Below are 23010 nucleotides of genomic sequence, written 5' to 3'. Positions count from 1 at the left end.
AGGTTTTTTGATGACGCCCGATTACGACATTGCCTTAAGCGTGAATCAGCTGTCGCTGTGGTACGGCGACCGCCAGGCACTGAATAACATTGATCTGCAGATCCCGAAAAACCGCATCACGGCGCTGATTGGGCCGTCCGGCTGCGGAAAATCGACGCTGCTGCGCTGCTTTAATCGCATGAATGACGTGATTAATGGCTGTCGCATTGAGGGTGAAATTCTGCTCGATCGGTATGCGGTAATGCAGGCCAACCAGGATCTTCCCGCGTTGCGTCGCCGCATTGGCATGGTGTTTCAGCGACCGAATCCGTTCCCGAAATCGATCTACGAAAACGTGGTGTACGGCCTGCGCTTGCAGGGCGTGCGCGATCGACGCGTGCTGAATGAAGCCTGCGAACGTGCGCTGCGTGCCGCGGCGCTGTGGGGCGAAGTCAAAGATCAGCTGGGACAGAATGCGCTAACGCTCTCTACCGGTCAGCAGCAGCGTTTGGTGATTGCGCGCGCTATTGCTATTGAACCCGAGGTATTGCTGCTGGATGAGCCGACATCGGCGCTCGATCCGATTTCAACCTTGGTGATAGAAGAGTTGATGACCACGCTGAAGCAGCATTTCACGCTGGTGCTGGTGACGCATAACATGCAGCAGGCGGCGCGCGTGTCAGATTTCACCGCGTTTATGCACAACGGCCAGCTGGTGGAGTTTGATGAAACCGATCGTATCTTCACCTCGCCAAAAGCGCGACGCACCGAAGATTACATTACGGGAAGGTTTGGTTGATGACGTTTTGTCGAAACCGCTCCCCTAAATAATTCAAGTTTCAGGAAGGCGGCAAGCTTGAGAATCTCCAAGAGCTTACATTAGTAAGTGACTGGGGTGAGCAAGTGAAGCCAACGCTCCTGAAACTTGAAGTATGACGGGGAAATCAGTCGTGGGCGTAACCCTGCGGCGGCAATGGTTCACCATCCAACCACGCTTTACCCTCACGCATCTGCAAACGCCCATCGACAAACCAGCTGATCACCAGCGGATAAATCGCGTGTTCCTGATGCTGCACGCGCGCACTGATCTCATCTTCGCTGTCGCCCGCAAACACCGGCACGCGCGCCTGCAAAATAATTGGTCCGCCATCCAGCTCGTCAGTCACAAAATGCACCGAGGTGCCATGCTCCTCGTCGCCGTTTTCCAGCGCCTGCCGATGGGTATGCAAGCCCGGATATTTCGGCAATAGCGACGGATGGATATTCACCAAACGATCGTGATAGTGCGCGACAAAAGCGCTGCTGAGGATGCGCATATAGCCAGCCAACACCACCAAATCCGGTGCGTACGCGTCAATCTCCTGCATTAGCTGGTGATCGAAGGCTGCACGGTCGGCAAAATCACTGGCGGCTAACGCATGCTGCGCGACATCGGCTTCCCGCGCACGCGTCAAACCGTAGGCGCTGGCTTTATTACTGAAAACGGCAGCGACGCTGCCGTTAATACGCCCGCTTGCGCAGGCGTCGAGGATGGACTGAAGATTGCTTCCGTTGCCGGAGATCAGTACAACCAGTTTTTTCATGGGTTGATAACCACACGCTCTTCAGCATCAGACGCTTTAATCACACCGATTTTCCACGCTTTTTCGCCAGCGTCACTCATCAGTTGCACCGCTTTATCTGCGTCTGCCGGGCTCAGCGCAATCACCATGCCCACGCCGCAGTTAAAGGTGCGGTACATTTCAAAGCGGCTAACATTACCCGCTTGCTGCATCCAGGTGAATACCGCAGGCCACTGCCAGCTGCTCTCTTCCAGCACGGCCTGAGTATTGTCTGGCAATACGCGTGGGATATTTTCCCAGAAGCCGCCGCCAGTCAGATGTGAAATCGCATGCACATCAACCTGTTCAATCAGGCTAAGGATGTTTTTCACGTAGATGCGGGTCGGCGCCAGCAGGTGATCGGCCAATGATTTGCCTTCCAGCTGCTTGGTTTCAGGATCGGTCTGGCTGACTTCCAGAATCTTGCGCACCAGCGAGTAACCGTTCGAGTGTGGACCGCTGGAACCCAGCGCGATCAGCACGTCACCGTCCTGCACTTTCGAACCGTCGATGATTTCTGATTTTTCCACCACGCCGACGCAGAAACCGGCCACATCGTAATCTTCGCCGTGGTACATGCCAGGCATTTCAGCGGTTTCGCCGCCCACCAGCGCACAGCCAGACTGCAAGCAGCCTTCGGCAATGCCGGTGATCACCGAGGAAGCCGTGTCTACATCCAGCTTGCCGGTCGCGTAATAATCGAGGAAGAACAGCGGCTCTGCACCTTGCACGATCAGGTCGTTGACACACATCGCAACCAGATCGATGCCGATGCTGTCATGGCGTTTGAGATCCATCGCCAGACGCAGCTTGGTGCCGACGCCATCGGTTCCGGAGACCAGCACAGGCTCGCGGTACTTCTGCGGCAGCGCACAGAGCGCGCCGAATCCACCCAATCCACCCATCACTTCCGGGCGGCGAGTTTTTTTCACTACGCCTTTAATACGGTCAACCAGATCGTTACCAGCATCGATATCAACACCGGCGTCTTTGTAGCTGAGAGAGGTTTTGTCGGTCACTGCGGAATCCCCACGCGAGTTGCGGTTGGTGGCAAAAATTAAGCGCGGCAATTCTAACAGCGCAGGCAAACGTTTGCGAGTCCCATCTCACGCTGCCTTTGCACAGCGTCAGATTTTCGCCAATCCTTACTCTTGAGCAGATTCAGGCAAGCCATTGACCGATGACATGTGGCGCGGCGGCGAAAAGGCGGTATAATCCGGCGATTTTTTTTTAGCTCAACTCAATTCCGGGAGAACAATCATGAAGATCGTGGAAGTCAAACACCCGCTGGTCAAACATAAACTGGGCCTGATGCGTGAGCATGATATCAGCACCAAGCGTTTCCGCGAGCTGGCCTCGGAAGTGGGCAGCTTGCTGACCTATGAAGCCACCGCCGATCTGGAAACCGAGCGCGTCACCATCGAAGGCTGGAACGGTCCGGTCGAAATCGATCAGATCAAAGGTAAAAAAATCACGGTTGTTCCGATTCTGCGTGCTGGCCTCGGCATGATGGAAGGGGTGCTTGAGCACGTACCGAGCGCGCGTATCAGCGTGGTCGGCGTGTATCGTGATGAAGAGACGCTGGAGCCGGTACCCTATTTCCAGAAGCTGGTATCGAACATTGAAGAGCGCCTGGCGCTGGTGGTCGATCCGATGCTGGCAACCGGTGGTTCGATGATTGCCACCATCGATCTGCTGAAGAAAGCCGGTTGTACCAGTATTAAGGTGCTGGTGCTGGTGGCCGCGCCAGAAGGGATTGCGGCTTTAGAAAAAGCGCATCCGGATGTGGAGCTGTACACTGCATCTGTCGATCAGGGATTGAACGAAAAGGGATACATCATCCCCGGGCTCGGCGATGCCGGCGACAAGATTTTCGGAACCAAATAAAGAAAGCAGCCGGCCAGAGAGTCGGCTTTTTTTTGTCTAAAAACACAACAATGTCATCCTTGAGTTATTCACGCCAGGGCAACGCAGCCATGGCGCGAATAACGAAGAGGATAGGGGATAACAATGACTCGTCGTGCAATCGGCGTTAGTGAACGCCCACCGCTGCTGCAAACCATTCCACTCAGCCTGCAGCACCTGTTCGCCATGTTCGGCGCCACCGTGCTGGTGCCGATTCTGTTTCACATCAACCCGGCCACGGTGTTGCTGTTTAACGGCGTCGGCACGCTGCTGTATCTGTTTATCTGTAAAGGAAAAATCCCCGCTTATCTCGGTTCAAGCTTTGCCTTTATTTCGCCGGTGCTGCTGCTGTTGCCGCTCGGTTATGAAGTGGCGCTCGGCGGTTTTATCCTCTGTGGTTTCCTGTTCTGCGTGGTGGCGTTGATCGTGAAAAAAGCCGGTACCGGCTGGCTTGACGTGATGTTCCCTCCGGCGGCGATGGGCGCGATTGTGGCGGTTATCGGTCTGGAACTGGCGGGCGTAGCGGCGAATATGGCTGGCTTGCTGCCTGCTGACGGTACTTCGCCAGACAGCAAAACGGTGATCATCTCCATGGTGACGCTGGCGGTCACGGTCTTTGGTTCGGTGCTGTTCCGCGGTTTCCTCGCCATCATCCCGATTTTAGTCGGCGTGTTGGTCGGCTATGCGCTCTCTTACGGCATGGGAATTGTGGACTGGACTGCGGTGGAAAATGCACCGTGGTTTGCGCTGCCAACCTTCTATACGCCGCGTTTTGAGTGGGTGGCGATGCTGACCATTCTGCCGGCCGCGCTGGTGGTCATTGCCGAGCACGTCGGCCACTTAGTGGTCACCGCCAATATCGTGAAGAAAGATCTGATCCGCGATCCTGGCCTGCACCGCTCCATGTTCGCCAACGGTTTGTCGACCATGATCTCCGGCTTCTTCGGCTCAACGCCCAATACCACTTACGGCGAGAACATCGGCGTAATGGCGATTACCCGCGTGTACAGCACCTGGGTGATTGGCGGCGCGGCAATCTTTGCCATCCTGCTCTCATGCGTTGGCAAGCTGGCGGCAGCGATTCAGGCGGTTCCTGTGCCGGTCATGGGCGGCGTGTCGCTGCTGCTGTACGGGGTGATCGGCGCGTCGGGTATTCGTGTGCTGATCGAATCCAAAGTGGATTACAACAAGGCGCAAAACCTGATCCTGACCTCGGTGATCCTGATCATCGGCGTCAGCGGCGCCAAAGTGCACATTGGTGCCGCCGAGCTGAAAGGCATGGCGCTGGCGACCATCGTTGGCGTTGGCTTGGCTCTGATCTTCCGTCTAATCAGCGTATTACGTCCAGAAGAAGTGGTGCTGGATGAGGAAGAGAAGCGCGAAAGTTAAGGCGACAAACCGGGCAGGGAAGCCCGGTTCATCTCCGACAAAGATCGTGATAAACTTGCGCGGTTTTCTGCCCGCTCATCCGTTGAGGTACTTCTGAACACGCCGGCACAGCTCTCACTGCCACTCTATTTACCCGATGATGAAACCTTCGCCAGTTTCTGGCCGGGGGAAAACGCGTCTCTGCTGGCGGCGCTGCAAGGCGCACTCTCACAGCAACACGGCAGCTATCTCTATTTCTGGTCGCGCGAAGGCGGTGGCCGCAGTCATCTGCTGCATGCAGCCTGTGCTGAACTCTCGGCGCGCGGCGAAGCTGTGGGCTATGTGCCGCTGGATAAACGCACGTGGTTTGTGCCGGAAGTTCTGGAAGGGATGGAGAATCTGGCGCTGGTGTGCATCGATAACATCGAATGTATTGCGGGCGATCCGGAGTGGGAAATGGCGATCTTTGATCTCTACAATCGCATTCTGGAAATCGGTAAAACGCGGTTGCTGATCACCGGCGATCGACCGCCGCGCCAGCTGAATCTTGGCTTACCGGATCTGGCTTCACGCCTTGATTGGGGGCAGATTTACCGCTTACAGCCGCTGTCGGATGACGACAAATTACAGGCGATGCAGCTGCGTGCCGGATTGCGTGGCTTTGAGCTGCCGGAAGATGTTGGGCGCTTCCTGCTGAAACGCCTCGATCGTGAGATGCGCACGCTGTTTGATACGCTGGATCGCCTCGATCGCGCTTCAATTAGCGCGCAGCGCAAACTCACCATTCCCTTTGTTAAGGAAGCGCTGGAGCTTTAAATAATCTCCAGCACCGCTTCGGGCGGACGTCCAATGCGCGCCTGCTCGCCATTAACCACAATCGGACGTTCAATCAGTTTTGGATGAGCCACCATCGCCTGCAGCAGGTGATCCTCGCTCAGCTCATCATTCGCCAACGCTAACGCTTTATAAAGATCTTCTTTGCGACGCATCAGTTCACGCGCGCTGTGCATGCCGAGCTGTTGTAGCAGGCGCTTCAATGTCGGCACGTCGGGCGGCGTATCGAGATATAACACCACTTCAGGTTCAACACCGTTTTCCTGCAACAGCGCTAGCGTTTCACGGCTCTTGCTGCAGCGCGGGTTGTGATAAATGCTCACCATGTTTCTTATCCTTTTTGATACACCTTGAAGCGTTTCTGTAGTTCACGGAACTGATCGATGCGTGCGTCATAACGCGCCTGTTTCAGGCTGCCGAGCGGCACCTGCGCACTGGCGCTGCTTAACGTCGAGATCGCCTGATCGAGTTGTCCGTTGAGCGCTAAACCTTCGGCGCGCGCGGAGAGCTCTTCATCGCGTAAACCCTGGGCTGCGGAGGCCTGCGCCAGCAAATCCCAGGCGTTGAGATCGTCCGGATGCGCGAAAGTGTAGCGATTGAGAATGCGGCTGGCGTTAGCCGGTTGCTTCGCTTCAACATAGGCGTTAGCCAGGTTCAACTGCAGCACCGGGTTGCTGCTGCTGGCTTTATTACTGCTCAGCATGGTGATCGCCTGCTGCGGCTGATTCAGGCCGATGTCGATATCGGTCATGATATCGAGAAACCAGACGTTATCCGGCTGCTTCGCCAGCAGCGGGGCGATCACCCGTTTGGCGCTATCAAAGCTTTTGGCCTGCAGGAACTGCACCGCTTTGCCATATTGCGCAGCCTGCTGTTCGCGCACGTTGCCTTTGGCATAGTCGTTGAGCAAATCATCGGTCAGCTGATTGCGACCGGTGGAATACATGCCGAGTGAACGCACTTTCGCCATATAGAAATCCTGCGACGACTGCACCACCACTGGACGCATCTGGTTGGCGCGGTTACGCGCATCGGCCAGGCGGCTATCCGGTAACGGGTGCGTCAGCAAAATTTCCGGCGGCTTGGAGGAGAAACGGCTCTGATCCGCCAGCTTCTGCAGGAAAGTGGGCATTGCTTGCGGATCGAAGCCGGCGCGTTGCAGTACCTGAATACCGATGCGATCGGCTTCCTGTTCGTTGCCCTGAGTAAAGCTGATGATACCCTGCTGCGTGCCCGCCAGCGTGCCGGTCAATGCCGCCATACCCGCTTGTGGGCTGGCCATCGCCAGCAGAATAGATCCCAGTGCTCCCACCCAGGTGAGCGGCGCATTGCGTCTCTGCTCTTCCATCGCGCGCGCCAGGTGGCGCTGGGTAACGTGCGAAATTTCGTGCGCCATCACCGAGGCTAACTGGCTTTCATTATCGGTGTAGCGAAACAGCGACGAATGCAGCACCACATTGCCGCCAAAGAAGGCGAAGGCATTCAGCTCGTCGTTCTGAATCAGAAAGAAGTGAAACGGCGTGCGTACCGAGTTGGCGTGGGCCACCAGGCGCTGACCCAGCTCATTAATATATTGGTTCAACAGCGGGTCGTTTATCAGAGGCGCACTGGCGCGCAGCTGGCGCACATAGAAGTCGCCCATCTGCAATTCCTGATTAATCGACAGCGTAGCACCGGCGGTGGTGCCCATATCGGGCAGCGTATCGCTAATGTCGGCGCGCGCACTCAGCGCAGGCGTGAGCAGCAGCGCAGGAATAAGGGCCGCCAGTACTGATTTTTTCAACCGGTTAAACATGCCTTGATCCTGTAAAAGTCACCCGAAATTGGACAGGTAAGTTGTTCAAATGTTCTGCGCTTATTTTGCATGGGTACCGCGCGCTCTATCTTAACCACACTGTTGCGACAAGCAAATGATGAAGCTTAATGGTCTATAAATGAAAAATCGGTTACAGCATCGCAAAAATGCAGCAAAAAATTGAATAGGGCATTGCGGCATAAACCGGGCTGTAGGCCGCCAAAAGTTAAAGTTACGTAAAGTTGCTCAAAATTATTGAGTTTGGCATGAATTTTTATAGGTTTACTCTGAAAAGCAGTGGCAAATCAGCGGGTTTGGCCCGCTTTATCCATCAGTTATTTTAATCGTGCTCACGCTGCGCATGGCCTCTGGAACAGTAAATGGCGGCTATATTTTAAACGCACGTCAACTTATTCTACTGGAGTTGGGGTCACAATTTCACGGCCAATCATTTCTTCACTTCCTGCCACACAACAATCGAAACTCTTATTCAATTAACCCTGCTAATTATTTTTCGCGCAATCAAAACGCCGGACAGCCCGTTACTACAGGCGTTTTGCCCTGCGCACGCTGTGGTATAGATAAGGCACTTTATTCAAACGGACTGTGAATTGACGCGCAGTGCATGCCGGAGAGTTTCTATGCGTTCTGTTGTCACATACGCCCTCATCGCCATTGTGGGTGGATTTGTGGGCGCCACCGTGAGCAAGGGTGATGACCTGTATCAGCGTGTTGTGAGCCATTTTTCTGCCGAGCCAGCCGATCCGGACGGTTTCTGGAGTACACCCGCCGTGGAGGGCTACGGCAAAATCCATTATGAAGCGGACGCCGCCTTTAAGCCGGTGATTGGCTTGAGTAACAAAGTGGTATTCCAGATTACCCGCAGCGAAGGGGATATGAAGCGGCCGAACCTCGGTCTGGAGCGCGTCGCGCGCGTGGTTAATCTTTATATCGCCTCTGGCGTGCCGGCTGATGACCTGCACTTTGTCGTCTCGGTCACCGGTGACGCCACTCCGGCGATGCTGGATAACGCGCATTTCCAACAGTTCTATAAAGCAGATAACCCTAATCTGGCGCTGATAGGCGCACTGAATAAGTTGGGCGTGAAGGTATCGGTGTGCGATCAGTCGGTGGCATTCCATCACTTCCCGAAAGCGTGGATCGACCAATCGGTGATTCATGCGCTCTCCAGTCCGACCACCGTGTCGACGCTGGAAAATCAGGGTTATGCACTCTTACAGATGTAAATCTCAGGCACAGGAGAAGTGAAATGCGTCCAGCATCCTATATTGTTATCGCGGCACTGGCAGGTTTTGTCGGCGGTAATGTGTTACAGCTTCCGGAACTGATTGATAAAGTCAGCGACAAGTTTGCAGATAAAAAGAGCGAGCCCGCCGATTTCTGGAGCACGCCCGCCATTGCCGGTTACGGCAAAATCCACTTTGTGAGTGTGCCGGACTACAATCCGGCCAACACGCCGGGTTTAAGCAACAAAATCGTCTTCCAGATCAACCGTAATGAAGGGGATGTTCGCCAGCCGAATCTCGGTCTGGAGCGCGTTGCGCGCGTCACCAACCTCTACTACGCAGCGGGCGTTCCACTGAATCAGCTGAAGTTTGTGGTGTCGATCAACAGCGATGCGGTACCCGCGGCGCTAAATAATGAACAGTTCCGCAAAACCTACGGCACCGATAACCCGAACCTCAAGCTAATTGATGAGCTCAGAAGCGCGGGCGTCAAGGTAACCATTTGCGATCAGTCGGTAGCATTCCATCAGCTGGAGCGCGACTGGATCGATACCCGCGTTACCCACACGCTGTCGAGTGGCACCACCGTGGCTTCGCTGCAAAACGAAGGTTACGCTTTCCTGATGTTGTAATGCCTGCCTGACAGCAGCCCGCGCTGCTGTCATCTCTTCGTCATTTTTCCGCGATGTTGCTGTCACAGTTAGGTCTGGTTTAAGCGCCAGCTGCAAGTGGAGTTGCGGCTGATGGCTCGTCACTCAATATCCTTAGCGCATGTCTGCAATGTCAGCTGACGCAAATAAACATCGGCGATTATCCCGGCCCGTGGCCGTTTTACGATGCCAATGGCTTGATCGATTAGCACCAGCAGTGAGAAAGAATTGTCGGTGGCTGACAGGATGCTTCGTGCTCAATTTGAGTTGTGGGTGTACAATTGCTCGTTCCCTCACCAGGGCAAGTGCAACCAACAATAACAAGACTGTCAGGCACACAAATCTATGAATCTACGCTTTAAAGCAGGTGCGCCATGCTAACGCGCCTGCGGCCAAAAACTGACCTGCGCACGCTGATCGCGCTGTTAGCAATCACCAGCATCGTCATCACGCTCGCCAATGCGTTGTACGCCACCTGGCGCGTGCAACGTATGGTCCTGATCGAAAGCACCCTCGAAGCTAATCGCGCTTACGCCACCAAACTGGCCGCCACCACGGAAGTCTTCTTTCAGCTGGCTCAGTCGCAGCTGCACTACAGCGCGACGCAGTTAGGCAATGATTTTGATGATGACGATCTGGCGCAGCAGGAAGTGAATCGCCTGCGTGAGCAAACCAACAGCTTTAACTCGGTTGCGGTGGTCGACAGTAACGGTATCGTGAAGGCGATTTCACCGGAATCGTTGATGCTGAAAGGCATGCGTCTGACCAGCCAGTCTTCGCGAGAAGCGTTAGCGCAGCGTCAGCCGATGGTCAGCCGACCCAGCATTTCCGCCGCTAACAACCTGATTGTGTTTGTCTCCTGGCCAATCTGGAGCAAAGACGGGCGCTATCTTGGCTATGTGGGCGGTACTATCTATCTGAAAAAGAAAAGCATCCTGAACGCGCTGCTCGGCGAACAGTTCTATCGCGACGGCACCCAGGTTTACGTTATGGATCGTAATAATCAGGTGCTGTATCACCAGAATAGCCAGCTGATTGGCAAAAGTGCGCCAGCCATCATTAGCGAGCGCCAGCGCCAGCAACAAACCAACGGCGAAGTGCAGTTAAGCGAAGAGGGCAAAGCCAAACTGGCCGGTTATGCCATCGTGCCCACCACCGGCTGGATGGTGGTGGCGTTGAAACCGACCGATGCCACGCTGGCGCCGCTCTCTGGCTTGTTATTAAAAGTGCTGAAAAACTCGGTGCCGTTCGCGTTGCTGACCTTGCTGGTGGCGGTGATTTTGGCGCGGCTGATTGCCTTGCCGCTGTGGCAGCTGGCGCGTAAAGCCAGCCAGATGGATTCGCAGGGCGTATCAACTGAGATTGGCGGCATTCGCGCCTGGTATTTTGAAGCGGCGCAGGTGAAGCGCGCGTTGCTGACCGGCATTGGTTTAGTGCAGGACAAAATTGGCCGGCTGAAATCTGAAGTCCAGACCGATCCGATGACCAACCTGCTCAATCGCCGCGGTTTAAGCGCCGTGCTCGACTATTTCTCTACCATGCGCCAACCGTTTTCCGTGCTGGCGCTGGATATCGATCACTTCAAACGCGTCAACGATACCTTTGGTCATGATGTGGGTGATGAGGTGATCAAACACGTGGCGCGCACCTTGCGTCACAGCGCACGGCAAACCGATGTGGTGTGCCGTAACGGCGGGGAAGAGTTTCTGATGCTGTTGCCCGCCACCTCGGTTGAAGATGCGCGCATTCTTGCCGAACGCGTGCGTATCAGCATCGCGGAAAACTGGATTGATCAGGTTGGCAATGTCACGCTGTCGGTGGGGATTGCTGACTGGCAGCCGGATGGCGGGGCGCAGGAACAGAGCCTCAAGCAAGCCGATGCCGCGCTCTATCAGGCGAAAAATGCCGGGCGCAACTGCGTAATGATCTCCGGTCAGGATGCGTTGGTGAGTAGTATTACGCATTAACCCTCCCTATCATGCACGTTCCGTAGCGACGTAATTTATGGCACCGCTACGGAACGTGCGCTTTTCTGTTTTCGTTTCAAGGATGTTTTGCATGCTCGCTCTGCTTTATCAATGGTACAAACGCCGCTTCAGCGACCCGCAGGCTATCGGCCTGCTGGTGATTCTGCTGGCGGCGTTTTGTATTCTGTTCTTCTTAAGCGGTTTACTGGCGCCGCTGCTGGTGGCGTTAGTGCTCGCCTACCTGCTTGAGTGGCCAACGGTACGCCTGCAGCGCGCCGGTTGTAGCCGCACCTGGGCCACCAGCGCGGTGCTGGTGGTGTTCGCGGGCATCTTATTGGTGATGGTGTTGATTGTGGCGCCGGTGGCCTGGCAGCAGGGCATTAATCTGACCCGCGACTTGCCCAATATGCTGAATAAACTCTATCTCTTTGCCGCTGGCTTGCCGAAACGTTATCCGGCACTGGTTGATGCTGGCATCATCGACATCATCGTGGAGAATCTGCGCAGCCGCCTGACTGGTTTAGGCGAATCGTTGGTGAAGTATTCACTAGCGTCGCTGGTGGGCTTGATGACGCTGATGATCTATCTGGTGCTGGTGCCGCTGATGGTGTTCTTCCTGCTGAAAGATAAAGAGCAGATGCTGAGCGCGGTGCGTCGCGTGCTGCCGCGCAATCGCGGTTTGGCGGGCGTGGTGTGGCAAGAGATGAATCAGCAGATCACGAACTACATTCGCGGCAAAGTGCTGGAGATGGTGGCGGTAGGCTTTGTAACCTGGCTGGCGTTTCTGATGCTGGGCCTCAACTATTCGCTGTTGCTGGCGGTGCTGGTAGGAATTTCAGTACTGATTCCCTATATTGGCGCGATGGTGGTGACCCTTCCGGTGATTGGCGTTGGCCTGTTCCAGTGGGGACTAGGCAGCGATTTCTGGACCATGATCGCCATCTATCTGGTGATTCAGGCGCTGGATGGCAACGTGCTGGTGCCGATTCTGTTCTCTGAAGCGGTGAATCTGCATCCGCTGGTGATCATTCTGTCAGTGGTGATTTTTGGCGGGATGTGGGGATTTTGGGGCGTGTTCTTTGCGATTCCGCTGGCAACGTTGGTAAAAGCCGTGGTGCATGCCTGGCCTGAAACACCGGCGCTTGATGGGCCGCGAGTAGAGTAAAAGAGAACGGGTGCGGCTTGCGCACCCGTTACTATCAGGCTGATTTCAGATAATCCAACACGATGTCGTGGTGGTTAGACGTTTTGAAATCGTCGAACACTTTCTCTACCTTGCCTTCGCCATCGATCAGGAAGCTGATGCGGTGAATGCCGTCGTAGGTTTTACCCATAAAGGTTTTCTCACCCCACACGCCAAACTGCTCACACACCTGATGATCTTCATCGGATAGCAACGTGAAGTTCAGCATCTCTTTATCGGCAAAGCGCGACAACTTCTCGGCTTTATCGGTGCTGATGCCCAGTACTGTGACACCCTCAGTTTTCAACTCATCCATGTTGTCGCGCAGACCGCAGGCCTGAACGGTGCAACCCGGCGTCATGGCTTTCGGATAGAAATAGACCAGAACGCGCTGTCCCTGGAAGTCGGCCAAATTTACTTGTTCGCCGTCCTGATCGGGCAAGCTAAATTTCGGTGCGGTATCACCGGCTTTCAGTGGATTCATCACAACTCTCCATTATTTTTTACATGCTGTGGGTAATACACCATCAGGAACAAAAGTGCCAGGGGGTGTTTACCGTCAGGGTTATTTCACTACACGGTTTGCCGCCGCGGCAGAGTGTGTGGCGAAATAACCCGGAGCCTGATTAAACGCTGCTGTTGGCATCGTCGGTCACACTATAAAGACGAATTGAGCCTTGTGCATGCAGTTCTTCGCACAGCTGATTGAAAGCCTGCTCGATAGGGGCGCTGACCGGATTGGCCGGGCTGTGCGCCGTCATTTGAATATAGAGCGTCGGGGCTACGCCATCCTGCGACGGTTTAATCCGCGAGACCAATTCGGCGATATTCATCTGGTGTTTATCGAACAGATCGGTGAAGCGCTCAATGATGTGCGGAGAATCCGGGACTTCAACCTGCACCCACACGGTGGCGGGCATCGGTGGCGTAGCGCGTGCGTTGGTGCGCTTCATCACAATCAGCAACTCCAGCTCGGCACCTTTCATTGGCAGCGTAGATTCAATCAGGGTTATCGCATTCCAGCTGCCGGAGAGCAGCATGATGAAGGTGAACTCATCACCGAGCATCGCCAGACGACTGTCTTCGATATTACAGCCGCAGCTACTGACGTGGCGGGTGATGGTATTGACGATACCCGGACGATCAACGCCCAGTGCGGTGATCACCAGATGGTGAGGCTGTGACTGCGACAAAATGGCATTTCCTGTACGTTCGCTAATAACTATAAGGTAAACATAAAAAAAACTGCTGACAAGCGCGGGAATGGCGTGGCTCACTTGCTTTTCTTTCAATGTAAAACGTAACATGAGGCACTTGTTTGTCGAGGGGATAGCCCATGTTCACCGGAAGTATTGTTGCGCTCATTACGCCAATGAATGAAAAAGGTAATGTCTGCCGCGAAAGTCTAAAAAAACTGATTGATTATCATGTTGCCAGCGGCACCGCGGCGATTGTTTCTGTTGGCACCACCGGCGAATCAGCCACGCTCAGCCATGACGAGCACGGTGATGTAGTAATGCAAACCCTGGAACTGGCTGATGGCCGTATTCCGGTTATCGCTGGCACCGGCGCCAATGCCACAGCTGAAGGCATCTCCCTGACAAAACGCTTTACCGGCAGCGGTGTTGTGGGCTGTTTAACGGTGACGCCTTACTACAACCGTCCAACCCAGGAAGGCTTGTTCCAGCACTTTAAAGCCATTGCGGAAAGCACCGATCTGCCGCAGATGCTGTATAACGTTCCTTCGCGTACCGGTTGCGACATGCTGCCGGAAACCGTCGCGCGTCTGGCCGAAATTAAAAATATTATCGGGATCAAAGAGGCTACCGGGAACTTATCGCGCATCTCACAGATCCAAGAGCTGGTTAATGATGAGTTCATCATCGTCAGCGGTGATGACGCCACGGCGCTGGACTCCATGCAACTGGGCGGCAAAGGCGTCATTTCGGTAACGGCTAATATTGCGGCACGTGAAATGGTTGAACTCTGTGCGTTGGCGCAACAGGGCAAATTCGCCGAAGCGCGTCGCCTGAATCAGCGTCTGATGCATTTGCACCAGACGCTTTTCTGTGAACCCAATCCAATCCCGGTGAAATGGGCAGCAAAACAGCTAGGATTAATCGCGGATGACACGCTGCGCTTGCCAATGACGCCACTGACCGAAGCGGGTCAGGCGAAAACGGCTCAGGCGCTGATTAAAGCGGGTCTGCGATAATTTAGGGAGAATCAATGAGTTATTCAGTTAAGCGCTCGACGCTGGCAACGGTAGTGGGCCTTTCCACCCTGATGCTGCTAACAGCGTGTTCCAACGATCAGCGTTATAAGCGCCAGGTCAGCGGCGACGAATCTTACCTGCAGGCGCCTGAGCTGCAGGATTTAAAAGCGCCCGCCGGCATGATTCTGCCACTGCAGAATGGTGATTACGATGTTCCGCATAGCGTCGCCAAAGGCGCAGTTGGTAAAGAGCTGGATATTCGTCCGCCAGCCCAGCCGCTGGCATTGCTGAACGGCACGCGTGCGCAGTTCACCGGTAACACCGGTGTGCTGGCCGTGGAAAGCAGCCGGGGTTCGATCTGGTCGCAAGTGGTTGGCGTAGTCCAGTCTTACAAGTTCCCGATTGCGCAGCGTGATGATGCTTCACAGCAGCTGACTACCGATTGGGTGCAGTGGAACCGTGCTGACGAAGATAACCAGTATCGCGGTCGCTATCAGATCAGCGTGCAGAATCAGAGCTATCAGCAAGTGCTGACGGTACGTCTGCTCGAACTGCAGCAGTCAGGTCAGGCCGTCACTTCTCCGGCGCAGATCCAACGCTATACCGGCCAGATGCTGAACGACATCAGCACCGGTCTGGATAAAGTGGATTCTGCCAGCCAGGATGCCGCAGCAAACCGTGCTACCGGACAAATTGATGTCCAGAGCGGCGCGGACGATACCGGTTTACCGCTGTTGATTCTGCGTGCACCGTTCAACGTGACCTGGCAGCGTTTGCCAGCGGCGCTGAAACGCGTGGGCATGGAAGTCACTGACGACAACCGTTCGCAGGGCAGCCTGAAAGTCACCTACAAACAGCCGGGCAGCGGCGTGTGGGATGAGATCGGTGCGAAAGATCCGGAATTACCAAACGGCGATTACAAATTGCAGGTTGGCGATCTGGATAACCGCAGCAGTCTGCAGTTCATCGATCCGAAAGGTCACGTGCTAACCCAGACGCAGAATGATGCGCTGGTATCAGTGATTCAAGGCGCGCTGAAATAAATTGCTAAAGGGCCGGAGATTACCCGGCCTTTTTGTTTTGATTTGTCATATACACAAATCCTTCAAGCTGCAGATGCGTTGGCTGCTCTCATTCACCCGAATCACTTACTTGAGTAAGCTCATCGGGATTATGAATCTTCTAAGAAGATTCACCCTGTGGGCCAGCGCAAGCGCTGTTCAAATCGGCTCGCCGATTTGTCATTCGTTTGCCGCCTTCCTGCATCTCGAATGATTTTGTGTATAATAGCGCCCGGCGAAGTAAACGATTGCGTCACGCAGTCGGCGCGCGGTGAAACACCGCTGAACACGGGTTCTTTCATGTTTGGAGTTAACAAGATGCAAAAGCGAGCTGAGTTGTATCGCGGTAAAGCGAAAACCGTATACAGCACCGATAATCCGGATCTGCTGGTACTTGAATTCCGCAACGATACGTCAGCAGGAGACGGTGCACGAATCGAGCAGTTTGATCGCAAAGGGATGGTAAACAATAAGTTCAACCATTTCATCATGACCAAATTGCAGGAAGCGGGCATTCCGACCCAGATGGAAGCGCTGCTGTCGGATAACGAAGCGCTGGTGAAAAAGCTGGAGATGGTGCCGGTCGAGTGCGTGGTGCGCAACCGTGCGGCAGGATCGCTGGTAAAACGTCTGGGCGTGGAAGAGGGCATTGTGCTCAATCCACCGCTGTTTGATCTCTTCCTGAAAGATGACGCCAAACACGACCCGATGGTGAACGAATCCTATTGCGAAACCTTTGGTTGGGTGAGCAAAGCCAATCTGGCACGTATGCAAGAGCTGACCTTTAAAGCCAACGACGTGCTGAGCAAGCTGTTTGATGACGCGGGCTTAATCCTGGTCGACTTCAAGCTGGAGTTTGGTCTGTTCAACGGCGAAGTGGTGCTGGGCGATGAGTTCTCGCCAGACGGCGCGCGCCTGTGGGACAAAAACACCATGGACAAAATGGACAAAGACCGTTTCCGTCAGAGCCTCGGCGGCCTGGTTGAAGCGTACGAAGAAGTCGCCCAGCGTTTGGGTGTGAAGCTGGATTAAGTCTGTCCACCTATCTTGGAGGGTCGTCATTTATGACGACCTTTTTTTATGCCCGTAATAGAGGTCGTCATTAATGACGACCCTACGGTGTTATGTGACTACAACACTGGTGCTAACCTGCGCCGCCAACTAAAATCATGCCAAAACATGTTTAAAGGAGTAGGCCATGCGCTGGCAAGGGCGTCGTGAAAGCGACAATGTAGAAGATCGACGCAATGATTCACCGGGCATTGGCAGCGGTGGCGGACGGCAAATCCGCATTCCGCGCGGCAAAGGTGGCCTAATCTTGTTAGTGGTTGTCGCTGTTGCAGGCTATTACGGCTACGACCTCACCGCGCTGCTGGAAGGCGGCGGTAGCGTCGCGCCAACTTCGCAGCAGCGTCAGGTGAACACCGCGCAGAGTAATGAAGATGCCAAATTCACCTCGGTGATTCTGGCAACCACGGAAGATACCTGGAGCAAGTTGTTCCAGCAGATGAACAAACAGTACGTGCCGCCGAAACTGGTGATGTATCGCGGTGCGACGCGCACCAATTGTGGTACCGGCCAATCGGCGATGGGGCCGTTTTATTGCCCGGCCGATCAAACCGTGTATATCGATTTGTCGTTTTACGATGATATGAAAACCAAACTCGGTGCCGGCGGCGATTTTGCGCAGGGCTATGTTATTGCCCACGAAGTTGGCCATCACGTACAAAAACTGCTCGGTATTGAGCCGAAAGTACGCCAGATGCAGCAGGGCGCGAGTCAGGCGCAGGCTAATCAACTGTCGGTGAAGATGGAGCTGCAGGCTGACTGCTTTGCTGGTGTTTGGGGCCATTATATGCAGCAGCAAAATATTCTCGAAGTTGGCGATCTGCAGGAAGCGCTAAATGCGGCAGAAGCCATTGGCGACGATCGCCTGCAGCAAAAAGGTCAGGGCCGCGTGGTGCCGGACAGCTTCACGCACGGTACATCCCAGCAGCGTTACACCTGGCTGAAGCGCGGTTTCGATAGCGGCGATCCCGGTCAGTGCAACACCTTCGCTAGCAAGTGATGTCCTTGATTGAACCGACGGCGGCGATGCAGCGTGCAGGCATTCGCCGCCTGAGTGTGATTGCTGGCGAAGCGGATTGGGCCCGGCAGCAAGCCTCGCAATGGCGAGCGGAGTTGCAAGGCGATTGGCTGACGCTCAGCGATAGCGATGATTTGCCGCATGCGGTCGCGCCAACCGCATTGCGCACGTTACTGGGCCGTGAATTCCAGCACGCGATATTTGATGCACGTAAAGGTTTTCATGCCGAAGCCTTCGCGGCGCTGGCGGGAACCTTGCGTGCAGGCAGCTGGTTATTGCTATTGACGCCCGCCTGGAAAAGCTGGCCAACGCAAACGGACGCTGACAGCCTGCGTTGGGCCGATGTCGCCGAACCGATCGCCACACCGCATTTTATCCATCATCTCCAATCTCTTCTGCTCGACGATGCGCAGGTAATGTTGCAGCGTCAGCATCAACCTGTGCGTTATCCCGCCGACATTGATCTGCCCGAATGGCACTGCCAGGCACCACAGCAGCAGGCGCAAATCCTGCAACAGCTCGAAACGATGCCTGCCGGCGTCGCGGTGATCACCGCCGCGCGCGGTCGCGGCAAATCTGCATTGGCGGGCATGCTGGCGCAGCAGAATCAGCACTGTTTAGTAACGGCGCCCGGCAAAGTCTCAACCGAGGTGCTGGCCGATTTTGCGGGTGAGCATTTCCGCTTTATGGCACCGGATGCCATTCTGGCGCTGGAACAGGCGCCGCCGGCGCAATGGCTGATTGTCGATGAAGCGGCAGCGATTCCCACGCCGCTGTTGCAGCAGCTGGTGCAGCGTTTTCCGCGTGTGCTGCTCACCACCACCGTGCAAGGGTATGAAGGCACCGGACGCGGTTTTATGCTGCGCTTCTGCGCCACCTTGCCCGATGTCCGTTACTTCCAGCTCGACGAGCCGTTGCGTTGGGCACCCAACGATCCGCTGGAGCAGTGGCTCACTCAGGCGTTGCTGTTTGAGGATGCGCAGGAAAGCCGCGTAAACGCCGACGTCGCAATTTTCCCGGCGACACCACAGCAAAACTTTTCTGCGCTGGAAGCGGGTTACCGCCTGCTGGCCAGCGCGCACTACCGCACGTCACCGCTGGATTTACGCCGCATGCTGGATGCACCTGGCATGCGTTTTTGGTTAGCCGGAGAAGGTGAACACATCACCGGCGCGCTGTGGCTGGTGGAGGAGGGCGGATTAGATCAAGCGCTAGCAGAAGCGATATGGGCGGGTTACCGCCGGCCGCGTGGCAATCTGGTGGCGCAATCGCTGGCGGCGCATGCAGGTTTTGCGCAGGCGGCGACGCTGCGTTCACAACGCATTAGCCGGATTGCGGTGCAGGCGGCACAGCGCCAGTGCGGTATCGGCAAAGCTTTAGTCGCAACGGCACGCCAGCAGGCGCGGGGCTGTGATTATCTTTCGGTTAGCTTCGGCTACACCGAATCCCTGTGGCACTTCTGGCGCGCCTGCGGTTTTACGCTGGTGCGGATGGGTTCGCAGCGCGAAGCCAGCAGCGGCTGCTATGCCGCGATGGCGATGCTGGCGATGACTGCAAAAGGCGAAGGGCTACAACAGCAGGCAGCGCAGCGCCTGGCGCGCGACTGGCCGTGGCTGCAGCAGATCATTGAACTGCCGTTATCGCTGGCAAACGATGACAGCCAATTGCTCAATGATGACGATTGGGCGCTGCTGGCGGGTTTCGCCTGGGCACAGCGCCCTTTTGAAGCCAGCTATGCGGTGTTACAGCGTCTGGTGCGCCACGCTTCTACACCCTTGTTGCATGCCATTCTGCTGCAAAAACAGTCGCTGAGCAGCGCGGCGCAAAATGCGGGACTTAGCGGGCGCAAGGCGTTGCTGCACAAGCTGCGATCTGAGGTTGCCGAGGCCCTGATTCAGCTCAATCCTGACGCGGCACCGCAGACCCCTTCGTTGCAATAAATCCATTATCTCATTCAAATTTTCCCGGTATCTCTGTGCGAGCAGCGGCGTATAGTGATTTGAGGAGGATCTTATGGCACTACGATATGTAATTGTTCAGCAACCCAGCAGTGCAGCGCAGCTGTTCCTGCTGTATCACGGCGTAAACGACAACCCGGATTCGATGGCACAGATTGGCAGCTGGTTCGCTAAGGCGTTCCCGCAAGCGTTGGTGATTTCCGTTGGCGCACCTTACGCTGCCAGCAGCGTTCCTCAGGGACGCCTATGGTTTGCCGATATTCCGGCGCACGATCGCTCGGAGCAGCAGGGCGTGGATGCGGTGATGCCGGAATTCGTGGAATCGGTGCGTCACTGGCAGCAGCAAAGCGGGGTACGCGCCGAAGCAACTGCGCTGGTCGGTTTTTCACAGGGCGGCACCATGGTGCTGGAAGGCGTTAAGGCGCAGCCAGATTTGGCCGGGCGAGCAATTGTGTTTAGCGGCCGCTATGCCACGCTGCCGCAGCGCGCATCTACCCGCAACACTATCCATCTGATTCATGGCGATTACGATGAGCAGATTCCGCTCAAGTACGCAGAGGAGGCGAAGCAACGCCTTATGTCGCTAGGTGGCGATGTGACGCTGGATGTGGTTGAGGATCTGCCGCACGCCATTGACGATCGCAGCATGGAGCTGGCGCTCAATCATCTGCGCTATACCGTGCCGCGTCGTTACTTCGATGAAGCGCTGAGCGGCGCTAAGCCCGGCGATGATGATGTGGTGATGATGATCTAAATTTATATCTGCACACTTCGTAGCGGCGCGATTTATCGCGCATTGTTACAGCGAGACTGCTGCTAAACACGCGCGATAAATCGCGCCGCTACGGGTAAGGAGACTGATTTAACTGTGGTTATTTCTTCTTCGGCCAATCCTCTTCATCGTCCCACTTATCGTTAAAATCTCGATGCGGCGGCAAAGTCGGTTTGTTATCCATGAACTTTTTATGGTCGATACGTTTTAGGTCTTTGTAAACATTCATCAAAATACCGACCATCAGCAGGATCACCAGGATCCACCAGTACTCTTTAAAGAATTCCATCCCTTGCTCCTTCGGCGCGTTTAGGCGATCAGTTGTTCCATGATGCGCTGATACATACGGCTCAGCATCTGCAAATCTGACGCTTTCACGCACTCATTAATCTTATGAATGGTGGCGTTCACCGGGCCCAGTTCCACCACTTGCGCCCCCATGCGCGCGATAAAGCGCCCATCCGAAGTGCCGCCGGTGGTCAGCAACTGTGGCTTAATCTCATTATAGTGCGCCACGGCGTTTACCACGGCATCAACCAGCTTGCCGCGTGAAGTCAGGAATGGTTGACCGGAAACATTCCACTCCAGCGTATAACGCAGCTGATGACGATCCAGCAGTTCCGCCACACGATCTTTGATCATCTGATCGGTGAGCTGGGTGCTGAAGCGGAAGTTGAACTGCACAAAGAATTCACCGGGGATCACATTATTGCTGCCGGTACCGGCCTGCACGTTGGCGATCTGCATACTGGTTGGCGGGAAGAATTCATTGCCTTCATCCCACACGGTGTCTACCAGCTCATTCAGCGCAGGCATGGCGCGATGTACCGGATTGTCCGCCAGATGCGGATAAGCCACGTGGCCCTGCACGCCGTGAAGGGTAAGATTGGCGGTCATTGAGCCGCGACGACCATTCTTCACCACGTCGCCAACGATTTCGGTGCTCGACGGTTCGCCGACCAGGCAGTAATCCATGCGCTCGTTGCGCGCCATCAAACGCTCAACCACTTTTACCGTACCGTTAACCGCGCTGGCTTCCTCATCGGAGGTAATCAGAAACGCCAGACGACCTTTATGCTGTGGATTGGCGGCAACAAAGCGCTCCGCTGCCACTACCATTGCGGCCAGCGAGCCCTTCATGTCAGCCGCACCGCGGCCAAACAGCATGCCGTCGCGGATGCTCGGCTCGAACGGCGGGCTGATCCAGCGATTGGCGTCGCCCGGCGGCACCACATCGGTATGTCCGGCAAACGCCAGCGTTTCGCCCTGGCCGCGCGTCGCCCAAAAGTTGAGCGTATCGCCAATGTGCATCGGCTCAACCTTAAAGCCGATGGCTTCCAGACGCGCAATCAGTAGCGCCTGGCAACCGGCATCATCTGGGCTGAGAGAGGGGCGACGGATAAGCTGCTGAGCCAGCTCAATGACCGGACAGAACATGTTATGACTTCTCCTGGATAAACGCGGAATAAAGAGAATCGTTGAAGCCGACCAGCAGATCGCCATTAGGTGCAGCTAACACGGGGCGCTTGATGATGGCAGGCTGCGCGAGCATCACCGCTTTGGCACTGGCCGCATCGTTAACCGCTGCGCGATCGGCTTCCGGCAGCTTGCGCCACGTGGTTCCGCGCGTGTTTAACAGCACTTCATAACCAAGCTGGTCAATGAACGATTGCAGCAGCGCGTCGTCAATGCCATCCACGCGATAATCATGAAAACGATAGTCGATGCCGGAAGCCTCTAAAGAGTTGCGTGCTTTTTTAATCGTGTCGCAATTTTTAATTCCGTACATCACCCACTGCGCTGTCATCGCTTATTCCCATTTTGTTAAAAATAAAGCGCGAGTTTACCACAGCGATCTAAGTGTCGTGAGCGCTGACGGCGATTGCCGCTTTTTTTCATGACACTTTTGCCGTTATAAATTTTATTACTTAGATCCAGAAAACGCTTTCATCTATCCCATCAGTAATTGCCCACGGCATCATCAGACCACTAAGGATTATCCTAAACGGCAATTTGTGCTACGCGATTTAAGTTGGGCTTTTTTCCTGACGCATTATGCAGTTGCTGAAATGTGCGTCACTACGCAATTTCAGAAAATTACAGCTTTTGCGCGCGTTTGCCGATAGTGATGAGAGGTGGAAGCGTATTCACCTGTAGAAAAAAACGGCGTAGAATCGCCACTACAATAAGAGAGGGTTTTATGGTCGACACCGAAATGGGAAACTGGAAAGAATTTATCGAAGCGATGTTACGTAAGTAACGCGTGAAGAGAAAAGCAGGGCATTTCCCAACTTGCTGTAATTCTTACCACACACAACAATAAAGCCGCCATGTATGCAATGGCGGCTTTTTTATTGCGTCGTCACGGGCCTTTAAAACGGTCGCCATA

General features: G+C 55.0%; 24 protein-coding genes. 15 read left to right on the top strand and 9 right to left on the bottom strand.

Annotation, left to right across the window (positions count from 1 at the left end; all coding sequences use genetic code 11):
* The first annotated feature begins 10 nt into the window (after positions 1–10).
* Complete coding sequence (gene pstB, locus WH298_RS04055; RefSeq protein WP_007884855.1) at positions 11–778, top strand: phosphate ABC transporter ATP-binding protein PstB; 768 nt, start codon at positions 11–13, stop codon at positions 776–778.
* A gap of 145 nt (positions 779–923) precedes the next feature.
* Here pstB and purN read toward each other — a convergent pair whose 3' ends face one another.
* Together purN and purM are read right to left on the bottom strand one after the other, a co-directional pair.
* Complete coding sequence (gene purN, locus WH298_RS04050; protein ID WP_180822275.1) at positions 924–1562, bottom strand: phosphoribosylglycinamide formyltransferase; 639 nt, start codon at positions 1560–1562, stop codon at positions 924–926.
* Positions 1559–2599 (bottom strand): phosphoribosylformylglycinamidine cyclo-ligase, encoded by a 1041-nt coding sequence (gene purM, locus WH298_RS04045; RefSeq protein ID WP_007884851.1) that lies wholly within the window; start codon positions 2597–2599, stop codon positions 1559–1561. The genes purN and purM overlap by 4 nt, the downstream gene beginning before the upstream one ends.
* 241 nt (positions 2600–2840) lie before the next feature.
* Between purM and upp the strand changes: the two genes are divergently transcribed.
* From upp to hda, 3 genes are all read left to right on the top strand, one after another.
* The gene (gene upp, locus WH298_RS04040; protein ID WP_007884850.1) at positions 2841–3467 is read left to right on the top strand and encodes a uracil phosphoribosyltransferase; all 627 of its coding nucleotides are present in this window, start codon (positions 2841–2843) and stop codon (positions 3465–3467) included.
* Between the two features lie 123 nt (positions 3468–3590).
* Entirely contained in the window at positions 3591–4874 is a 1284-nt protein-coding gene (uraA, locus tag WH298_RS04035) for a uracil permease (protein WP_180822274.1), read from the top strand.
* 93 nt (positions 4875–4967) lie between these two features.
* Positions 4968–5669, top strand: a complete 702-nt coding sequence (hda, locus tag WH298_RS04030; protein ID WP_036619769.1) for a DnaA inactivator Hda — start codon at positions 4968–4970, stop codon at positions 5667–5669.
* Here hda and arsC read toward each other — a convergent pair.
* Entirely contained in the window at positions 5666–6013 is a 348-nt protein-coding gene (gene arsC, locus WH298_RS04025) for an arsenate reductase (glutaredoxin) (RefSeq protein ID WP_191322094.1), read from the bottom strand. The two genes, hda and arsC, sit on opposite strands and share 4 nt — an antisense overlap.
* Positions 6014–6018: 5 nt before the next feature.
* Entirely contained in the window at positions 6019–7482 is a 1464-nt protein-coding gene (bepA, locus tag WH298_RS04020; protein ID WP_049852971.1) for a beta-barrel assembly-enhancing protease, read from the bottom strand.
* A gap of 641 nt (positions 7483–8123) precedes the next feature.
* Between bepA and WH298_RS04015 the strand changes: the two genes are divergently transcribed.
* The 4 genes from WH298_RS04015 (at position 8124) to WH298_RS04000 (ending at position 12511) form a co-directional block, all read left to right on the top strand.
* Positions 8124–8729 (top strand): DsrE family protein, encoded by a 606-nt coding sequence (locus WH298_RS04015; RefSeq protein WP_007884834.1) that lies wholly within the window; start codon positions 8124–8126, stop codon positions 8727–8729.
* 23 nt (positions 8730–8752) lie between these two features.
* Positions 8753–9361, top strand: coding sequence for a DsrE family protein (locus WH298_RS04010; RefSeq protein WP_007884832.1), 609 nt, complete (start codon positions 8753–8755; stop codon positions 9359–9361).
* 392 nt (positions 9362–9753) lie between these two features.
* On the top strand, positions 9754–11346 hold the full coding sequence (locus WH298_RS04005; RefSeq protein ID WP_049852970.1) for a sensor domain-containing diguanylate cyclase: 1593 nt from the start codon (positions 9754–9756) through the stop codon (positions 11344–11346).
* 91 nt (positions 11347–11437) lie between these two features.
* Positions 11438–12511: an AI-2E family transporter gene (locus tag WH298_RS04000; RefSeq protein WP_180822273.1), complete on the top strand. Its 1074-nt coding sequence runs from the start codon at positions 11438–11440 to the stop codon at positions 12509–12511.
* 34 nt (positions 12512–12545) lie between these two features.
* On the opposite strand, the gene bcp is transcribed toward WH298_RS04000, so the two are convergent.
* Positions 12546–13013, bottom strand: coding sequence for a thioredoxin-dependent thiol peroxidase (gene bcp, locus WH298_RS03995; RefSeq protein ID WP_007884826.1), 468 nt, complete (start codon positions 13011–13013; stop codon positions 12546–12548).
* A 142-nt stretch (positions 13014–13155) separates the two neighbouring features.
* Positions 13156–13722, bottom strand: coding sequence for a glycine cleavage system transcriptional repressor (locus tag WH298_RS03990; protein WP_036619762.1), 567 nt, complete (start codon positions 13720–13722; stop codon positions 13156–13158).
* 143 nt (positions 13723–13865) lie between these two features.
* On the opposite strand from WH298_RS03990, the gene dapA reads away from it, so the two are divergent.
* From dapA to ypfH, 6 genes are all read left to right on the top strand, one after another.
* Complete coding sequence (gene dapA / locus WH298_RS03985) at positions 13866–14744, top strand: 4-hydroxy-tetrahydrodipicolinate synthase (RefSeq protein WP_007884824.1); 879 nt, start codon at positions 13866–13868, stop codon at positions 14742–14744.
* A gap of 14 nt (positions 14745–14758) precedes the next feature.
* Positions 14759–15787 carry an outer membrane protein assembly factor BamC gene (gene bamC, locus WH298_RS03980; RefSeq protein ID WP_007884823.1) on the top strand — a complete coding sequence of 343 codons (1029 nt, stop codon included), beginning with the start codon at positions 14759–14761 and terminating at the stop codon, positions 15785–15787.
* 336 nt (positions 15788–16123) lie between these two features.
* Positions 16124–16837, top strand: a complete 714-nt coding sequence (purC, locus tag WH298_RS03975; protein WP_007884822.1) for a phosphoribosylaminoimidazolesuccinocarboxamide synthase — start codon at positions 16124–16126, stop codon at positions 16835–16837.
* A gap of 166 nt (positions 16838–17003) precedes the next feature.
* Positions 17004–17873 carry a KPN_02809 family neutral zinc metallopeptidase gene (gene ypfJ, locus WH298_RS03970; RefSeq protein ID WP_049852966.1) on the top strand — a complete coding sequence of 290 codons (870 nt, stop codon included), beginning with the start codon at positions 17004–17006 and terminating at the stop codon, positions 17871–17873.
* Entirely contained in the window at positions 17873–19831 is a 1959-nt protein-coding gene (locus WH298_RS03965) for a tRNA(Met) cytidine acetyltransferase TmcA (protein WP_180822271.1), read from the top strand. The genes ypfJ and WH298_RS03965 overlap by 1 nt, the downstream gene beginning before the upstream one ends.
* Before the next feature lie 73 nt (positions 19832–19904).
* Complete coding sequence (ypfH, locus tag WH298_RS03960) at positions 19905–20603, top strand: esterase (RefSeq protein WP_180822270.1); 699 nt, start codon at positions 19905–19907, stop codon at positions 20601–20603.
* A gap of 118 nt (positions 20604–20721) precedes the next feature.
* Here the strand turns inward: ypfH and WH298_RS03955 are convergent, their stop codons facing one another.
* The 3 genes from WH298_RS03955 to WH298_RS03945 are packed head-to-tail and all read right to left on the bottom strand — an operon-like array spanning position 20722 to position 22428.
* Positions 20722–20910 (bottom strand): YpfN family protein, encoded by a 189-nt coding sequence (locus WH298_RS03955; protein WP_007884817.1) that lies wholly within the window; start codon positions 20908–20910, stop codon positions 20722–20724.
* Positions 20911–20930: 20 nt separating this feature from the next.
* A complete protein-coding gene (gene dapE, locus WH298_RS03950) occupies positions 20931–22058 on the bottom strand; it encodes a succinyl-diaminopimelate desuccinylase (RefSeq protein ID WP_180822269.1) in 1128 nt (375 codons plus the stop codon).
* A 1-nt stretch (position 22059) separates the two neighbouring features.
* Entirely contained in the window at positions 22060–22428 is a 369-nt protein-coding gene (locus WH298_RS03945) for an ArsC family reductase (RefSeq protein ID WP_007884815.1), read from the bottom strand.
* Between the two features lie 321 nt (positions 22429–22749).
* Here WH298_RS03945 and ypfM point away from each other — a divergent pair, with 321 nt between their 5' ends.
* Positions 22750–22881, top strand: a complete 132-nt coding sequence (gene ypfM / locus WH298_RS23695; protein ID WP_369410889.1) for a protein YpfM — start codon at positions 22750–22752, stop codon at positions 22879–22881.
* Positions 22882–23010: the final 129 nt, after the last annotated feature.

It is taken from the genome of Pantoea nemavictus, from assembly GCF_037479095.1.
Classification (GTDB): domain Bacteria; phylum Pseudomonadota; class Gammaproteobacteria; order Enterobacterales; family Enterobacteriaceae; genus Pantoea; species Pantoea nemavictus.
Note: the sequence above shows the minus strand (reverse complement) of the source record. Positions and strands in the feature narration are given on the sequence as shown.

Excerpts from the sequence above, each read along its gene's own strand:
- pstB (WP_007884855.1), top strand. The coding sequence starts at position 11 with ATGACGCCCGATTACGACATTGCCTTAAGCGTGAATCAGCTGTCGCTG.
- purN (WP_180822275.1), bottom strand. The coding sequence starts at position 1,562 with ATGAAAAAACTGGTTGTACTGATCTCCGGCAACGGAAGCAATCTTCAG.
- upp (WP_007884850.1), top strand. The coding sequence starts at position 2,841 with ATGAAGATCGTGGAAGTCAAACACCCGCTGGTCAAACATAAACTGGGC.
- uraA (WP_180822274.1), top strand. The coding sequence starts at position 3,591 with ATGACTCGTCGTGCAATCGGCGTTAGTGAACGCCCACCGCTGCTGCAA.
- arsC (WP_191322094.1), bottom strand. The coding sequence starts at position 6,013 with ATGGTGAGCATTTATCACAACCCGCGCTGCAGCAAGAGCCGTGAAACG.
- bepA (WP_049852971.1), bottom strand. The coding sequence starts at position 7,482 with ATGTTTAACCGGTTGAAAAAATCAGTACTGGCGGCCCTTATTCCTGCG.
- WH298_RS04015 (WP_007884834.1), top strand. The coding sequence starts at position 8,124 with ATGCGTTCTGTTGTCACATACGCCCTCATCGCCATTGTGGGTGGATTT.
- WH298_RS04010 (WP_007884832.1), top strand. The coding sequence starts at position 8,753 with ATGCGTCCAGCATCCTATATTGTTATCGCGGCACTGGCAGGTTTTGTC.
- WH298_RS04005 (WP_049852970.1), top strand. The coding sequence starts at position 9,754 with ATGCTAACGCGCCTGCGGCCAAAAACTGACCTGCGCACGCTGATCGCG.
- WH298_RS04000 (WP_180822273.1), top strand. The coding sequence starts at position 11,438 with ATGCTCGCTCTGCTTTATCAATGGTACAAACGCCGCTTCAGCGACCCG.
- bcp (WP_007884826.1), bottom strand. The coding sequence starts at position 13,013 with ATGAATCCACTGAAAGCCGGTGATACCGCACCGAAATTTAGCTTGCCC.
- dapA (WP_007884824.1), top strand. The coding sequence starts at position 13,866 with ATGTTCACCGGAAGTATTGTTGCGCTCATTACGCCAATGAATGAAAAA.
- bamC (WP_007884823.1), top strand. The coding sequence starts at position 14,759 with ATGAGTTATTCAGTTAAGCGCTCGACGCTGGCAACGGTAGTGGGCCTT.
- purC (WP_007884822.1), top strand. The coding sequence starts at position 16,124 with ATGCAAAAGCGAGCTGAGTTGTATCGCGGTAAAGCGAAAACCGTATAC.
- ypfJ (WP_049852966.1), top strand. The coding sequence starts at position 17,004 with ATGCGCTGGCAAGGGCGTCGTGAAAGCGACAATGTAGAAGATCGACGC.
- WH298_RS03965 (WP_180822271.1), top strand. The coding sequence starts at position 17,873 with ATGTCCTTGATTGAACCGACGGCGGCGATGCAGCGTGCAGGCATTCGC.
- ypfH (WP_180822270.1), top strand. The coding sequence starts at position 19,905 with ATGGCACTACGATATGTAATTGTTCAGCAACCCAGCAGTGCAGCGCAG.
- WH298_RS03955 (WP_007884817.1), bottom strand. The coding sequence starts at position 20,910 with ATGGAATTCTTTAAAGAGTACTGGTGGATCCTGGTGATCCTGCTGATG.
- dapE (WP_180822269.1), bottom strand. The coding sequence starts at position 22,058 with ATGTTCTGTCCGGTCATTGAGCTGGCTCAGCAGCTTATCCGTCGCCCC.
- WH298_RS03945 (WP_007884815.1), bottom strand. The coding sequence starts at position 22,428 with ATGACAGCGCAGTGGGTGATGTACGGAATTAAAAATTGCGACACGATT.
- ypfM (WP_369410889.1), top strand. The coding sequence starts at position 22,750 with ATGAGAGGTGGAAGCGTATTCACCTGTAGAAAAAAACGGCGTAGAATC.